Raw genomic sequence first — 15,193 nt, 5'->3', positions numbered from 1 at the left:
GACGCCATCGTGGAAGTGGAAAACATCGAACGCCACCTGCGCATGGGCAAGACCCCGTACCAGGCGGCGATGGAGGCGGCGGATGAAATTGGCCTTGCCGTCATCGCCACCACCTTCACGCTGATAGCGGTCTTCCTGCCCACCGCCTTCATGGGCGGGATCGTCGGCAAATTCTTCGAGCCGTTTGGCATCACCGCCGCCGTCGCGGTGTTTTTCTCGCTGGTGGTGGCGCGGCTGCTGACGCCGATGATGGCGGCCTACCTGCTGAAAGCGCCCAAGCGCATCCATGCTGAGGACGGCCCGATCATGTCGCGCTACCTGCGGGCGGTGCAATGGTGCCTGAAGCACCGGCTCATCACCCTGGCAAGCGCCCTGGCGCTGTTTGTGGCGTCGCTGGCCATTGTCCCCTTGTTGCCCACGGGCTTCCTGCCGCCCGATGACAACACCCTCACGGCGGTCAAACTGGAGCTGGCCCCCGGCAGCAGCCTGGATGACGCCCAGCGCAGCGCCGAACAGGCACGCCACATCCTGCAAGGCATCCCGGAGATCACCCGCGTCTTCAGCACAGTCGGTTATGATGCGGGCGATGGCGGCCCCTTTGGCATGGGCATGGGCGTGGACGCCCGCAAGGCCACCCTCAGCATCGTGATCAAGCACCGCAAGCAGCGCCACCGCAGCCAGAGCGCGATTGAAACCGACATCCGCGACCGCCTGCAAAACCTGCCGGGTGCGCGGGTGACAGTGGGGCTGGGCGGCGAGAAGATGCAGATCGTGCTGTCCAGCGAAGACAGCGCCAGCCTGCAACGCGCCGCCAGCGCTGTGGTGCGCGACCTGCGCACCTTGCCGGGGCTGGGCAACATCAACTCCAGCGCCAGCCTGCAACGCCCGGAAATCCAGATCACACCGGATTTCGCCCGCGCCGCCGATGCCGGGGTGACCGCGCAGGCCTTGAGCAGCACCATCCAGATGGCCACCAGCGGCGACTTTGCCGCCCAATTGCCCAAGCTCAATTTGCCGCAGCGGCAGTTGCCGATCCGGGTGCGGCTGGACAAAAGCTTCCGTGAAGATCTGGCGCAGATACAGCAGCTCAATATTCCGGGCAACAATGGCATGGTCAGCCTCGCCAGCGTGGCGGACATCCACATGGGTGGCGGCCCGGCGCAAATTGCCCGCTTTGACCGCAGGCAAAATGTCACACTGGAGGTGGAGCTGAATGGGCGCAGCCTCGGCGAAGTGATGGCGTCGGCTGACCAGTTGCCCAGCCTGCAACACCTGCCTGCCGGGGTGAGCCGCCAGAATGTCGGCGACGCCGAAACCATGGGCGAACTGTTCGGCAGTTTCGGCACGGCCATGCTGATCGGGGTGATGTGCATCTACATCGTGCTGGTGCTGCTGTTCCACGATTTCCTGCAACCCCTGACCATCCTGGCGGCGCTGCCGCTATCGGTGGGCGGTGCCTTGCTGGCGCTGCTGGTGACAGGCAACAGTTTTTCCATGCCCTCGGTCATTGGCCTGCTGATGCTGATGGGGATTGTGACCAAGAACTCGATCCTGCTGGTGGATTACGCCATGCTGGGGCTGCATGAACACGGCTTGGGACGTTTTGAAGCGCTGGTCGACGCCTGCCACAAGCGGGCGCGCCCCATTGTGATGACCTCGATTGCGATGGGCGCGGGCATGCTGCCGACCGCGTTGGGGTTAGGTGCCGACCCCAGTTTCCGTGCACCGATGGCAATTGTGCTGATTGGCGGGCTGATCGCCTCCACTTTCCTCAGCCTGTTGGTGGTGCCGGTGGTGTTCACACTGGTGGATGATGGCTTGAAGAAATTTAAGGGAGTGTTTACGCGCCGTGCCCAAACCAGCTGACTGGACAACTGACTGACGGTCACCTAGAATCATTCCAAACAACTGACCATTGGTCATTTAGATGCAGATCAGAGCCACCAACCCCGAAGATAAAGAGTTGCGCCGCGAAGCCATCCTTGACGCCGCCGAGCAACTCTGGCTTTCGCAGCCGGAACGCATGTCCAACGTCGCCGACATCGCCAGCGCCGCCGGTGTTGCCAAAGGCACGGTCTACCTGTATTTCCGCAGCAAGGAAGAGCTGTTCCTCGCCATCCACGGGCGGCACGTCGACACGTTTTTCAACCGCCTGAAAGCCCGCGCCAACCAACCCAACCAGCCGATGGCGCTGGATGACCTGTTCGCCGTCAACCGTGCTTTTTTGCTGAACTTTCCTGCTTTCCTGCCGGTGGCGAGCCTGTGCCACGGCCTGCTGGAGCGGCAGATTCCACTGGAAACCGCGTTTGCCTTCAAGGAGCAAACCTACCGCCAGTTGGAGGATCTCGTGCTGGCGTTGAGCTGCCATTTCCCGCAGGCAACCCCGGCGCTGATGATGCAAAGCTACGCCCTGTTCCTGGGGTTGTGGCAACTGATGCGCCCTTCCCCCCTCAAGGAGCTGATGAAGGAACGCGCCCTTGCCCCGGCATGCACGGATGATTACCTGCAAATGCTGGAGGCCGCCCTGAAATCGCTTTGGAACGGCGCATTAATGACATCGGAGGTCACATGAAGCCCATCGCTTGCCTGCCTTTTTGCCTGTTGTTGGCGCTGGCCGCCTGCAAGGAACCCGCCACCGAAGCTGACATCATCCGCCCCGCCCAAGTCTGGACGGTCGACAACCAGCAAACCGCCGCCAGCGTCACCTATTCCGGCGAAATCAAGGCGCGTTACGAGGCTGACCTTTCCTTCCGGGTAGGCGGCAAACTCATTGCCCGCCGGGTTGACCTAGGCGACGCCGTCACCGCCGGGCAACCCCTGGCGCAACTCGACACCGCCGACCTCAGCCTCAGCCTCGCCAGCGCCAAAGCCGCCGTCGCCGCCGCTGAAGCCGATTACGGCAACGCCAAGGCCGAACTGGCGCGGGTCGCCGAATTACGCCGTAAACAGTTCATCGGCCAATCCTCCCTGGATGCCGCCCAAGCGGCTTATGACGCCGCCGCCGCACGGGTCGCCTCCGCCAAAGCCCAGCTCAAACTCAGCGGCAATCAGGCAGGTTACACGGAATTGGCCACCGACCAGCCGGGTGTCATCACCGCCGTCTACGCCGAAGCCGGGCAAGTGGTGGCCGCCGGGACGCCCATCGTCCATATCGCCTACGAGGGGGAGCGGGAAGCGCAAATCCATGTGGGCGAAAGCACTGCCCAGACGCTCAAGAGCGGAACACTGGTCGACATCAAACCCTGGTCGGGGCCGGACACCACCTTTCAGGGCAAAGTGCGCGAGGTGTCCCCATCTGCCGACGCCACCCGCAGTTTCCTGGTCAAGATCAGCCTGTTGAACCCACCCCAGGATTTGCGCCTAGGCGTGACGGCGGATGTCATCCTCACCAGCGCTAATAACGGCGAAACCAGTTGGCTGCCAGCATCCGCCCTGTTCCAGCAAGGCAAACAAACCGCCGTGTGGGTGCTGGGCGCGAACCATCAGGTCAGCCTCAAACCCATCAGCGTCAGCGCTTATCAGGAAGATGGCGTCACCGTCAGCGGCCTGCCTGCCGGAACCCAGGTCATCGCGGCGGGCGTACATAAACTAAGCGCAGGGCAAACCATCAACCCCGTCCCTTATGACGGCGCAGGCGCTGAACGCAGCCGCAGCGAGGCGGGTTCATGAGCGGCTTCAACTTGTCGGAATGGGCGCTGCGCCACCGCAATTTCGTCCTCTACCTGATGGTCATGACCTTGGCGTTGGGTGTGTTCGGCTACAACAAGCTGGGGCAATCGGAAGACCCACCCTTCACCTTCAAGGTCATGCTGGTGCAGGCTTACTGGCCGGGTGCGACCGCACGGGAAATGGAGACGCAAGTTACCGACCGCATCGAGAAAACCCTGCTGGAAACCGATTATGTCGACATAGTGCGCAGCTTTTCGCGCCCTGGAGCCGCCAACATTTTCGTCATCGCCAAGGACAATGCGCCTTCCAACGCAATGGATGACATGTTTTACGACATCCGCAAGCGTACCGAAAATATTGAAAACAACCTGCCGCAAGGCGTGCTTGGCCCTTTTTTTAACGATGAATTTGGCGAAACCTTCGGCAATATCTTCGCCCTGACCGGCGACGGCTTCAGCTACGCCCAATTGCGGGACGCCGCTGACCATATCCGCAAAGAATTGCTGCGCATTCCCGATGTGGCGAAGATTCTGCCGATTGGCGAGCAAGCTGAACGTGTTTACATCCAGCTTTCCAACAGCAAACTGGCCAACCTGGGGTTCAGCGTGCAGCAGTTGGTGAGCACCCTACAAGCGCAAAACGCCATCAGCGCCGTGGGAGCCTACAACACTAAGAGCGACCGTATTTACGTGCGCCCGGAAGGCGTCTTCACCAATTTGGAAGACATCCGCAACCTGCCGGTCACCATCGGCGACCGCACCATCCGCCTGCGGGAAGTCGCTGAAGTCAAACGCAGCTATGTCGACCCGCCCAACGCCACCTTCCGTTACATGGGGCAGGACGCATTGGGCATCGGCGTCTCCATGCGCAAGGGTGGCGACATTATCGCACTCGGCAAATCCCTGGACGCAGCCTTGGCGCGTATCGGCAACCAGTTGCCGGTGGGGATGGAGCTGCATCGGGTCAACGACCAGCCCACTGCGGTCAAGCGTTCGGTCGGCGAATTCCTGGAGGTGGTGTTCGAAGCCGTGGTGATTGTGCTGGCAGTCAGCTTTTTCAGCCTGGGTATGCGTGCTGGCACGGTGGTGGCGCTGTCCATCCCGCTGGTGCTGGCGGCAACATTTTTCAGCATGCACCTGTTCAACATCGGCCTCCACAAGATTTCCCTGGGGTCGCTGGTGCTGGCGCTGGGCCTGTTGGTGGATGACGCCATTATCGCCATTGAAATGATGGTGGTGAAAATGGAAGAAGGCTGGGAGCGCGTGAAAGCGGCCAGCTTCGCCTACACCACCACCGCATTCCCAATGCTGACCGGGACGCTGGTGACCGCATCCGGTTTCCTGCCGATTGCGACCGCGCAATCATCGGTGGGGGAATACACCCGTTCGATCTTCGAAGTGGTCACCATCGCCCTGGTGATTTCGTGGTTCGCCGCCGTTATCGTGATCCCGTACCTGGGCTACAAGCTGTTGCCGGAACATACGCCACACGATCCACAGTCGGCCGCGAGTGGGCGCATCGCCCGGTTGCTGAAACCGTTCCTGGACACCCAACACCATCTGGCGGATGGCTTTTACCGCTGGTTCCGCCGCCTGATCAAAACCTGCGTCCAATACCCACTCACCGTCATCTTGCTGACCATCGCGGCCTTTGCCGGGTCGTTGTTCCTGTTCCAGTTCGTCCAGCAACAGTTCTTTCCGGACGCCACCCGACTGGAGCTGATTGTGGATCTGAAGCTGCCGGAAGGTTCCTCCCTGCAAGCCACCAGCGCTGAAGCCAGCAAGCTGGAAAGCTTCCTCAAAACCCAGCAGGAACACATCGACAATTTTGTGGCGTACACTGGCGACGGTTCGCCGCGTTTCTACCTGCCGCTGGACCAGCAACTGCCTGCCGCCAGCTTTGCGCAGTTCGTCATCACCACCAAAAGCATCCCTGACCGGGAAGCCCTGCGCAGCAAACTGATAGAGCAGCTCGACGGCAATCCGGATTTCAGTCTGGCGCGCGGGCGCGTCATCCGCCTGGAAAACGGCCCGCCGGTTGGCTATCCGGTACAGTTTCGCGTCTCCGGCGACGACCTGTGGGAACTGCGCGCCTTGGCGGAACGTATCGCCACCGTCATGCGCGCCAACCCCAACCTGGTCAATGTGCATCTGGATTGGAACGAACGCAGCAAGGCCATCCGCCTCAAGCCGGATACGGCGAAAGCGATCAGCCTGGGCGTCACGCAATCCGCCCTGGCGCAACTGTTGCAAAGCTCGCTGGACGGCGCTCCCATCGGTGAGTTCCACGAACAGGATCAGACCATCCCCATCCTGCTGCGCGGCGATGAAAGCGAGCGCGACAAAATTTCCCGGCTGGCGGGGCTGAACGTGCCGACATCCACCGGCAAGACCGTACCCCTGTCACAACTGGCCAAAATCGAATATGGGCAGGAAGAAGGCATTATTTGGCACCGCAACCGCACCCCGACCATTACCGTGCGCGGCGACATTTACAGCAAGATTCAGGCACCGACCGTCACTGCGCAGGTGGAGGAAAAGCTGGCGGACATCCGCGCCAGCCTGCCGCTGGGCTATCGCCTGGAAACCGGCGGCGCGGTGGAGGAAAGCGCCAAGGGCAACACCTCCATCGGCGCTGGCTTCCCGCTGTTTATCGTGGCGGTGCTGACCTTGCTGATGATCCAGTTGCAGAGCTTCCAGCGCGTCATCATGGTGGTGCTGACCGCGCCGTTCGGCTTGATTGGCGTGACCCTGTTCCTGCTGTTGTTCGACAAGCCGTTCGGTTTCGTGGCGATGCTGGGAACCATTGCGCTCTCCGGCATGATCATGCGCAACTCGGTGATCCTGCTGGACCAAATCGAACGCAATATTGCCGAGGGGCATATCCCACATGAAGCGGTGGTGGAAGCCGCAGTGCGGCGCTTCCGCCCGATCATGCTGACGGCGCTGGCGGCGATCTTGGCGATGATCCCGCTTTCCGAAAGCGTATTCTTCGGGCCGATGGCGATCGCCATTATGGGTGGGCTGCTGGTGGCGACACTGCTGACATTGCTGTTCCTGCCTGCCGTTTACGCCGTCTGGTTCAAGCTGGCGAAAGGGCGGAAAGCGTTCGAACACGTCCCCGCTCAGGCCAATGGATGAAGGTCGTCACACGCCAATGCTTGCAGGCAGCCCTGCAAGCGGCGTCCGTCCGGCAAAATTAGCCGAGGTGCCAGCTCCGCCAGCGGCAACGCCACAAAGGAACGCTCACAGATGCCCGGATGCGGCACACGCAAATCCGGGGCGGCGACCGTTTCCATCCCATACAGCAACAAATCCAGATCCAACGTGCGTGGCCCCCAACGCAAACCGGGGCTACGCTCCCGGCCATGCTCCCGCTCCACTTCAAACAGGGTTTGCAGCAGCGCATGCGCCTCAAGCGTGGTTTTCACACAAATCACAGCGTTCACATAATCGGGCTGATCCTGTGGCCCCATCGGCTTGCTGAGGTAGAAACGGGAAACACCGCGCAATTCAATGCCCGCAACAGCCGCAATCCGGGCGATGGCCGAGTGCAAGTTGGCGACCGGATTGCCGAGATTGCCACCCAGGCCAATGTAGCAAATGACAGGCGTCATTCGGCGGACGACCCTCCAGCAGCATCGCCGTTGCTGCTTTTCTTGCGCCGTTTGCGCCGCCGCAAGCTGCCCTTTTTGTTGTGCGCCCCCTTGCAGAGTTCCTGACGCCCTTCAGGCGTGGCTTGCTGGAAATCACCCCACCAGTTGGCGTCATCCTGCACCGGTTCGCCCGCTTCAGCCCGCAGGCAGAGGAAATCGTAGGCGGCGCGGAAACGCGCATTTCCCAGCAGGGTACTGGCGCGGCGCAAATCCCGATGATGGAAACGTGACTGCAAGGCCCAGATTTCGCGGGTGATATTGCTGTAACGGCGTGGCACGGCGGTGAAATCCACCTGGTCGCGCAATGCATCGGTCGCCGCCAGATGCAGCGCCTGGATTTCCGGCGTCCCGCCCACTTTCAACGCCAGCGCCGCCATTTGCACCTTGTGCCACAGCAAAACTGCGTACAGGAATGCGGGCATCACCGATTTGCCTTCCGCAATCCGCTGGTCCGTATTGCCCAACGACAGCTCCACCATGCGGGCAAAATTGCCACTGGTGTCCTCTTCGAGGCTTTCCGCCGTCAAAGGCAGCAGGTGCTGCAATACGCCATACTCACACAACAGACGGTAAGTGGCCAAACCATCGCCACTGTGCAACAGCTTGATGATCTCATCGAACAGGCGGGCGGATGAAACAGCCTCCAGCAGGATTGCCATGGAAGCCATCGGCGCACGGGTATGCCCTTCAATTTCAAAACCGAGCTTGGCGGCAAACCGGATGGCACGCAGCAACCGCACCGGATCTTCACGGAAGCGTTTTTCCGGCTCACCAATCAGACGGATTTTGCCATGGCGCAAATCTTCCAAGCCGTTGACGAAATCCAGCAGCTCGCCATTACTGGGGTTATAAAACAAGGCGTTGATGGTGAAATCACGCCGCCAGACATCCTCTTCCAGCGTACCGTAGACGTTGTCGTTAATGATGCGGCCTTCGTCATTGACCTTGCCGCCATCCACCCCTTCGTCATGCGGAGCGCGGAAAGTCGCCACTTCCAGATAATCACGCCCGTAATAAATGTGGGCAAGCCGAAACCGCCGACCAATCAGGCGGCAGGAATTGAACAGTTTGCGGATTTCTTCCGGGCGGGCGCTGGTGGCGATGTCAAAATCCTTTGGCGTGCGCCCCAATAGCAGGTCGCGCACACAACCACCGACCAAATAAGCCTCATACCCCGCTTTCTGCAAGCGCCGGATCACATCCTTGGCACGCCCACAGACTTTATCGGCGGGAATGTGATGCACAGCGGAGGGCACATGCGCCGCTTCCCCTGTATTCACCAGCCTAACTGGCTCTGCAAATTCCGTTTTACACACAATATGGCAAGTTCTCCCACTCCAAAAGTGGTAATAATACTACTACAATGCGCCAATACCTACCCTGCCTGCAACATTCTTACAACACTTACAATAAGGTTTTCGCCATGACAATGGCGTCTTCACGTCCAAAAGCCGCAGGATAATAGGCTTTGCGCAACCCGATTTCGTTGAAACCGGCGTTCAGATAGAGGCGGATGGCGGGAAAATTGGACTGGCGCACTTCCAGAAAACAGGTTTCAGCTTTGGCCCCGCGCGCAATCCGTTCCAGCGTTTTCAGCAAACGGCCGCCTAAACCTTTGCCATGATCGTCGGGGCGGATACAAATATTCAGCAGATGCATTTCATCCAGCACAAACATGACCACAGCATACCCGATGATTGTCCCGTTCTGTTCATAAATCCAGCATGAATGGCCATGCCGGATACAGTCGCGGAAGATTCCCGCCGTCCAGGGATAGGGATAAGCGCGTTCCTCGACCTGCATCACGGCATCCACGTCCTCAGCGGTCATTGGGCGCAGCGGCAGGAAATCCGGTTTGGCGACAGAATAATCAGACACGGCGGCGATCGGTTATTTCACGAGCGAACAACAAGTCCTGCCATGCCTTGCGCTTGTCGGCAGGCTGGCGCAGCAGGTAGGCAGGGTGATAAGTGACAACCACCGGCGTCCCGGTCAGCGGGGCACGGTGCTCCCGCCCGCGCAAACGCGCCAATGGGGCGTCGGTTTGCAACAGGTTTTGGGCGGCGATACGCCCCACCACCAGGATCAGTGCGGGATTGACCAACTCAATTTGACGTTCCAGATAGCCCCGGCAATTGCTGACCTCATCCGGCTTGGGGTCGCGGTTATTGGGTGGGCGGCACTTAAGGACATTGGCGATGTACACGGTTTCACGCCGCATCCCGATCGCCAGCAGCATATTGGTGAGCAGTTGCCCTGCCTTGCCGACGAAAGGTTCGCCCTGCCGGTCTTCCTCTGCACCGGGCGCTTCGCCGATCACCATCCAGTCGGCTTGCCGGTCGCCAACGCCGAACACTGTTCGGGAGCGGGTCTGGCTAATGGCGCAGCGGGTACAGGCGACGACCATGGCACCCAGTTCTTCCCAATCCATTTGGGAACAGTTGGGGCATGGCTCCCCCCCCTTCCCTGACCCTTCCCCCACAAGGGGGGAAGGGAGTGATGAGGTAAAACCGATAGCTGGGAACAGTTCTTGTCCTTTCCCCCCTTGCGAGGGGAGGTCAGGATGGGAGGCAGGGGGCAGAGGCACATCCTTCGGCTTCCACACCGGAATCCCCATCGCCTGCATGTACCTGCTCCGCAATTGCGCATCCACGGGCGCTTACACCCCCTGGTGATGCTGCGGATGCTCGCGCATTGACTGGCTGGCCAGCTTGTTCCAGGCGTCCACGTAAGCCTTGGCGGAAGCAATCACGATGTCCGTGTCTGCACCGTGGCCGTGGATGATGCGCCCGCCTTTTTCCAGCCGCACCGTCACTTCACCCTGGGCGTCGGTGCCGCTGGTGATATTGTTGACGGAATACAGCGCAAGGTTGGCGCTTTCGCCGACAATGGCTTCAATCGCTTTGTAAACGGCGTCAACCGGGCCGCCACCCGCCGCCGTCGCCGCATGCTCCACCCCTTCCACTTTCAGGGTGACGCGGGCGTTGGGCGCTTCGCCGGTTTCCGAACAGACATGGGAAGAAACCAGTTCGTACACGGTGCGTTCCTGGGCGGCGCGCGCATCCATCATCAGCACCATCAGGTCTTCGTCGTAGATGTCATGCTTGCGGTCAGCCAGATCCTTGAAGCGGGAGAATGCCGCATTGAGCTCTTCTTCCGATTTCAGCTCAATATGCAATTCCTGCAAGCGGGTTTTGAATGCGTTGCGTCCGGAATGTTTGCCGAGCACGATTTTGTTGTCGCTCCAGCCAACATCCTGGGCGCGCATGATTTCGTAGGTTTCGCGGTGCTTGAGCACGCCGTCCTGATGGATGCCGGATTCATGCGCAAACGCATTGGCACCGACAATGGCTTTGTTCGGCTGCACCGGGAAGCCGGTCACACTGGAGACCAGACGCGAGGTCGGCACGATATGGGCGGTGTCAAGACGGGTTTCGACTGGGAACACGTCTGCGCGGGTGCGCACCGCCATGACGACTTCTTCCAGCGAGGCGTTGCCCGCGCGTTCCCCCAAGCCATTGATGGTGCATTCCACCTGACGCGCGCCATTCAGGACAGCGGACAGCGAGTTGCCCACCGCCAGCCCGAGGTCATTATGGCAATGCACAGAAAACACGGCTTGGTCAGCATTCGGAATGGTGCGGATCAGGTTGCCGACCATTTCGCCAAATACGGAGGGGATCTGATAGCCGACTGTATCCGGGATGTTAATGGTGCGGGCACCTGCGGCAATCGCCGCCTCGATCACCCGGCAGAGGAATTCGAACTCGGAACGGCCCGCATCCTCGCAGGAAAACTCGACGTCATCGGTATGGTTGCGCGCCCGTTTCACCGCAAAGACTGCTTGCTCGACCACTTGGTCTGGCGTCATCCGCAGTTTGTTCTGCATATGGATCGGCGAGGTGGCGATGAAGGTGTGGATACGCCCGGAATTGGCGGGCTTGATGGCGTCCGCCGCCCGGTCGATGTCTTTTTCCAAAGCGCGCGCCAAACCGCAAACCGTGCTGTCTTTCACAATACCGGCGATAGCCTTGACCGAATCGAAATCGCCAGGGCTGGCTATCGGGAAACCGGCCTCAATCACATCCACCCGCATTTTTTCCAGCATCAGGGCGATGCGGATTTTCTCTTCTTGCGTCATGGATGCGCCTGGGCTTTGTTCGCCATCACGCAAAGTGGTGTCAAAAATAATCAAACGCTCTTTAGACATGATTCTGCTCCAAAACACGGCTGCACGATCATCATAAAACAAGCAACCGGACTTTATTTTGTAAGGGGATGTAATGATAGCGCGTGTGGCCCCGCCGGGCGTAGGAACTTATACCGCCCAGCCGGGCAGTCGCAGAAACGACAGGAGCAGTGTATTGCGGTGAATTTTCATGAAACCAACGCTACAACAAAGCAAACGCGACTTCAAGCCTCCATGTCTTTCTTACGCCGTTGGACACGCCGGTAACGCCGCCACGCCCACAGCACCGGCCCCGACAAGGCGTACATCAGGAACACCCCAAACAGCACTTTCGGTGGGTCAATGGTCGTCAATGCAAATATCAGCAGCACAATCAGCACCGCCACAAATGGCACCCGGTTGCGCAGGTCAAAATCCTTGAAACTGTAAAAACTGATATTGCTGACCATCAACAACCCCACCACCAACGTCAGCGCCAAAGCGGGCAACTGCACATTCCGCCCGGTAATGTCCAGGTCGTGGAACACCCACACCATGCCCACCATCACCGCAGCCGCCGCAGGGCTGGGCAACCCGACAAAAAACCGCTTGTCCACTTTCCCGATCTGGGTATTGAAACGCGCCAGACGCAACGCCGCGCATGCAACATAAACAAAGGCCGCCAGCCAACCAGCCTTTCCCCAGGTCACGCCATACGACTGCAAATGCACCAACGCCCATTGGTACATCACCAGCCCCGGAGCCACGCCAAATGAAATCAGGTCAGCCATGCTGTCGTATTGCGCACCAAATTCTGACTGTGTATTGGTCATGCGCGCCACCCGCCCATCCAGGCCATCCAGCACCATGGCGACAAACACTGCAATTGCTGCGGCTTCAAACTTGCCCTGCATGGCCGCCACCACGGCATAAAAACCACCAAACATTGCCCCGGTGGTCAACAAATTAGGCAACAGGTAAATCCCTTTACGGGGAGGGGCCGCCTGGCATTCTGGTTGTTGGTCTTCCACTTTAATATTATTTCCTGTTCACAAACGTAACAGCATATTAGCCAGCCTCCTGGCAAAGTGGAATGAATTTTTGCGCCTGGACTTATTCGCCCGACTTCTTCACAAACACCCAACCCAGATAAACCATCATCACCACCATGAATAGAATGACAATAATGGTCAATATCCCCATCCAGCTTCCAAAGAGTAGTTCCGCCATGGTAGCCTATGCTCCTATACTAATAACACGAAACGTGTAAAATTGAAGTTTAGGCGAACCCACTCACAGCGCTTTGATTCACATCAAGAAAACGATTACTACAAGCGATTGGGAAAAATCGTGGAATGGGTTAGGAAATAACCATCCAATCATCCGCACAGCTTGGAATGAGGCATGAAGACAGTTCCTTTACACAGCACCAAGAAAGCCGCCATCGCTTGCCATAATTGCAGCTTGAGCGAGTTATGCCTGCCGCGCGGCCTGACACGGGAGGAACTGGACTTACTGGAAAACTCCATCAATAAAACCGTCAAGATCAAGAAAAAAGACTACCTTTTTCACCGCGATGACAACCAGCACGCCATCTTTGCCGTCAAGGCTGGCGCAGTCAAAACCTCCCTTTCCACCCCGGACGGCGAAGAACAAATCCTGGGGTTTTACCTGCCTGGCGATTTGCTGGGGTTTGATGCCTTCGCACACGACCGGCATACCTGCGACGCGCAAGCGCTGGACGATACCCTGGTGTGTGAGTTAAGCATGGAAAACTTCCAAGAATTGTGCGGCAAACTACCGGCCATGCGTGGGCAGATGATGCGCCAGATTGGCACGGAAATCGAACGTGAACAGATGTTGCTGCTGACTTTGGGGCAAATGCGCACCGAAGAACGCTTGGCCACCTTTCTTTCCAGCCTGTCAGAGCGCAACCGGGAGCGCGGCTTTTCCGCCAATGAATTCAACCTGCCGATGGCACGCCACGACCTCGCCAATTATTTGGGGATGGCGGTCGAAACCCTCAGCCGCATGTTTTCACGGCTACAGGAAGAAAACATCATTTCTGTCCAACACCGCTTGGTAAAAATTGCCGACATGAGCCGCCTCAAACAACTGGCCCACCATACCTGCCGTCCGGCCAGCGACGTGCTCTAAACAACAGTTTCAAATCACCCGCGAAAAACGCTGCTGCGCGCTTTGTTTGCGCAAGCTCACATCAAACACCATACAGATATTGCGAATTAAAAACCGTCCGCGCGGCGTAACTTCCAAGCCTGTTGGGGTAAATTGCAACAAGGCGTCCTCCGTCATGGTTTGCAGCACTTCCAGTTCACGCGTGAAATAATCCGCAAAATCCAGCGAGAAGAAACGCTCAACCTGCCCAAAGTCCAACCGGAAATGGCAGGCCAGTTGCTGAATAATATAACGGCGCAATATATCGTCCTCATCCAGGGTCAAGCCTTTGATGACCGGCAAATGCCCCGTATCGAGGGTGGCGTAGTATTCTTCCAGCGTCTTGGCGTTTTGGCTGTAGCACTCCGCCACACTGCTGATGGAGCTGACCCCCATGCCAATCAAATCGCAATCCGCATGGGTCGTGTACCCTTGGAAATTACGGTGCAACGTCCCCTGCCGTTGGGCCTGCGCCAGCTCATCGTCCGGCTTGGCGAAATGGTCCATGCCAATATACTCATAGCCTGCGGCGGTCAGATGCTCGACAGCCAATTGCATGATTTGCAACTTGGTGTCAGGTGACGGCAGGTCAGCCTCATTGATGCGCCGTTGCGGCTTGAACAAATTCGGCAAGTGCGCGTAGTTGAATACGGAAATACGGTCGGGCGAGATGCCAATCATCGTGTCCAGCGTCTGCCGGAAACTGTCGACAGTCTGGAACGGCAACCCATAAATCAAATCCACGCTGATGGACTTGGCACCCTGTGCGCGGCAGGCGTCGATAATGGAAACCGTCTGCCCAATGGGCTGGATGCGGTTGACGGCATCCTGCACCTTTGCGTCCACATCCTGCACCCCGAGGCTGAAACGGTTGAAACCGATTTCACGCAGCACCCCGATGGTTTCCACCGACACGGAACGGGGGTCAATCTCGATGGAGTAATCGCCATCATCGGTAATGTGCAGGGCGAAATGCTGACGGGTTTTTTCCATCAACGCCCGCATTTCATCATGGCTCAAAAAGGTGGGCGTGCCGCCCCCCCAATGCAGTTGCTCCACCACCCGGTCGCGGTCATACAGCTTGGACTGCATTTCGATTTCACGGAACAGGTATTGCAAATAGGCAGCCGCCTTGGCGTGGTCTTTGGTGACGATCTTGTTGCAGGCGCAATAAAAGCACACCGTGTCACAGAATGGGATATGGAAATACAGCGACAATGGCAACGGGATGGGGTCTTCATTGCTCATGTAAGCATGCGCTTTGTATTCATCTTCCGTAAAAGACCCAAACGCAACCGCCGTTGGATACGATGTATAACGCGGCCCCGCCGTGTCATAACGGCGGATCAACTCTGCATCGAATTGGACTATGCTCATAATGACCTCTTTTTCCACCCAAACCAAGGCAGTTTATAATACATGCTGCAACCTATATACAATTGCAAGCGCCTGAAATAAAACATCAAAGATAATTGATCTGCATCAAGAAACCAGATTTTGCCGGATTGTAAACCCTACTGAAAATA

13 protein-coding genes are annotated in these 15,193 nt (G+C 58.3%); 5 read left to right on the top strand and 8 right to left on the bottom strand.

Features of this window, described 5'->3' with window-relative positions:
• From VSS37_RS15085 to VSS37_RS15070, 4 genes are all read left to right on the top strand, one after another.
• A partial coding sequence (locus tag VSS37_RS15085) for an efflux RND transporter permease subunit (protein ID WP_324696535.1) occupies positions 1-1,866 on the top strand: 1,866 nt, incomplete at its 5' end.
• Positions 1,867-1,927: 61 nt separating this feature from the next.
• A complete protein-coding gene (locus VSS37_RS15080; protein ID WP_324696533.1) occupies positions 1,928-2,572 on the top strand; it encodes a TetR/AcrR family transcriptional regulator in 645 nt (214 codons plus the stop codon).
• A complete protein-coding gene (locus VSS37_RS15075) occupies positions 2,569-3,669 on the top strand; it encodes an efflux RND transporter periplasmic adaptor subunit (protein ID WP_324696531.1) in 1,101 nt (366 codons plus the stop codon). Before VSS37_RS15080 ends, VSS37_RS15075 begins: the two co-directional genes overlap by 4 nt.
• A complete protein-coding gene (locus tag VSS37_RS15070; RefSeq protein ID WP_324696529.1) occupies positions 3,666-6,809 on the top strand; it encodes an efflux RND transporter permease subunit in 3,144 nt (1,047 codons plus the stop codon). The genes VSS37_RS15075 and VSS37_RS15070 overlap by 4 nt, the downstream gene beginning before the upstream one ends.
• On the opposite strand, the gene folK is transcribed toward VSS37_RS15070, so the two are convergent.
• The 7 genes from folK to VSS37_RS15035 form a co-directional block, all read right to left on the bottom strand.
• Complete coding sequence (gene folK / locus VSS37_RS15065) at positions 6,794-7,285, bottom strand: 2-amino-4-hydroxy-6-hydroxymethyldihydropteridine diphosphokinase (RefSeq protein WP_324696527.1); 492 nt, start codon at positions 7,283-7,285, stop codon at positions 6,794-6,796. The two genes, VSS37_RS15070 and folK, sit on opposite strands and share 16 nt — an antisense overlap.
• Positions 7,282-8,604, bottom strand: coding sequence for a polynucleotide adenylyltransferase PcnB (gene pcnB, locus VSS37_RS15060; protein ID WP_324696526.1), 1,323 nt, complete (start codon positions 8,602-8,604; stop codon positions 7,282-7,284). Before pcnB ends, folK begins: the two co-directional genes overlap by 4 nt.
• A 124-nt stretch (positions 8,605-8,728) precedes the next feature.
• Entirely contained in the window at positions 8,729-9,202 is a 474-nt protein-coding gene (rimI, locus tag VSS37_RS15055) for a ribosomal protein S18-alanine N-acetyltransferase (protein WP_445971493.1), read from the bottom strand.
• Complete coding sequence (locus tag VSS37_RS15050; protein WP_324696524.1) at positions 9,195-9,755, bottom strand: uracil-DNA glycosylase; 561 nt, start codon at positions 9,753-9,755, stop codon at positions 9,195-9,197. The genes rimI and VSS37_RS15050 overlap by 8 nt, the downstream gene beginning before the upstream one ends.
• A 228-nt stretch (positions 9,756-9,983) precedes the next feature.
• Positions 9,984-11,534, bottom strand: coding sequence for a 2-isopropylmalate synthase (locus VSS37_RS15045; protein ID WP_324696522.1), 1,551 nt, complete (start codon positions 11,532-11,534; stop codon positions 9,984-9,986).
• 203 nt (positions 11,535-11,737) lie between these two features.
• On the bottom strand, positions 11,738-12,523 hold the full coding sequence (gene pssA, locus VSS37_RS15040; RefSeq protein ID WP_324696521.1) for a CDP-diacylglycerol--serine O-phosphatidyltransferase: 786 nt from the start codon (positions 12,521-12,523) through the stop codon (positions 11,738-11,740).
• 82 nt (positions 12,524-12,605) lie between these two features.
• Positions 12,606-12,722, bottom strand: coding sequence for a DUF3149 domain-containing protein (locus VSS37_RS15035; protein WP_324696520.1), 117 nt, complete (start codon positions 12,720-12,722; stop codon positions 12,606-12,608).
• A gap of 174 nt (positions 12,723-12,896) precedes the next feature.
• On the opposite strand from VSS37_RS15035, the gene fnr reads away from it, so the two are divergent.
• Positions 12,897-13,649, top strand: coding sequence for a fumarate/nitrate reduction transcriptional regulator Fnr (gene fnr, locus VSS37_RS15030; RefSeq protein ID WP_324696519.1), 753 nt, complete (start codon positions 12,897-12,899; stop codon positions 13,647-13,649).
• Positions 13,650-13,658: 9 nt separating this feature from the next.
• On the opposite strand, the gene hemN is transcribed toward fnr, so the two are convergent.
• The gene (gene hemN / locus VSS37_RS15025) at positions 13,659-15,044 is read right to left on the bottom strand and encodes an oxygen-independent coproporphyrinogen III oxidase (RefSeq protein ID WP_324696518.1); all 1,386 of its coding nucleotides are present in this window, start codon (positions 15,042-15,044) and stop codon (positions 13,659-13,661) included.
• Positions 15,045-15,193: the final 149 nt, after the last annotated feature.

Source organism: Candidatus Thiothrix phosphatis, assembly GCF_035668035.1.
Classification (GTDB): domain Bacteria; phylum Pseudomonadota; class Gammaproteobacteria; order Thiotrichales; family Thiotrichaceae; genus Thiothrix; species Thiothrix phosphatis.
Note: the sequence above shows the minus strand (reverse complement) of the source record. Positions and strands in the feature narration are given on the sequence as shown.

Bases quoted from the DNA above. Each gene is read 5' to 3' on its own strand.
- VSS37_RS15080 (WP_324696533.1), top strand. From the start codon at position 1,928: ATGCAGATCAGAGCCACCAACCCCGAAGATAAAGAGTTGCGCCGCGAA.
- VSS37_RS15075 (WP_324696531.1), top strand. From the start codon at position 2,569: ATGAAGCCCATCGCTTGCCTGCCTTTTTGCCTGTTGTTGGCGCTGGCC.
- VSS37_RS15070 (WP_324696529.1), top strand. From the start codon at position 3,666: ATGAGCGGCTTCAACTTGTCGGAATGGGCGCTGCGCCACCGCAATTTC.
- folK (WP_324696527.1), bottom strand. From the start codon at position 7,285: ATGACGCCTGTCATTTGCTACATTGGCCTGGGTGGCAATCTCGGCAAT.
- VSS37_RS15050 (WP_324696524.1), bottom strand. From the start codon at position 9,755: ATGGATTGGGAAGAACTGGGTGCCATGGTCGTCGCCTGTACCCGCTGC.
- VSS37_RS15045 (WP_324696522.1), bottom strand. From the start codon at position 11,534: ATGTCTAAAGAGCGTTTGATTATTTTTGACACCACTTTGCGTGATGGC.
- VSS37_RS15035 (WP_324696520.1), bottom strand. From the start codon at position 12,722: ATGGCGGAACTACTCTTTGGAAGCTGGATGGGGATATTGACCATTATT.
- fnr (WP_324696519.1), top strand. From the start codon at position 12,897: ATGAAGACAGTTCCTTTACACAGCACCAAGAAAGCCGCCATCGCTTGC.
- hemN (WP_324696518.1), bottom strand. From the start codon at position 15,044: ATGAGCATAGTCCAATTCGATGCAGAGTTGATCCGCCGTTATGACACG.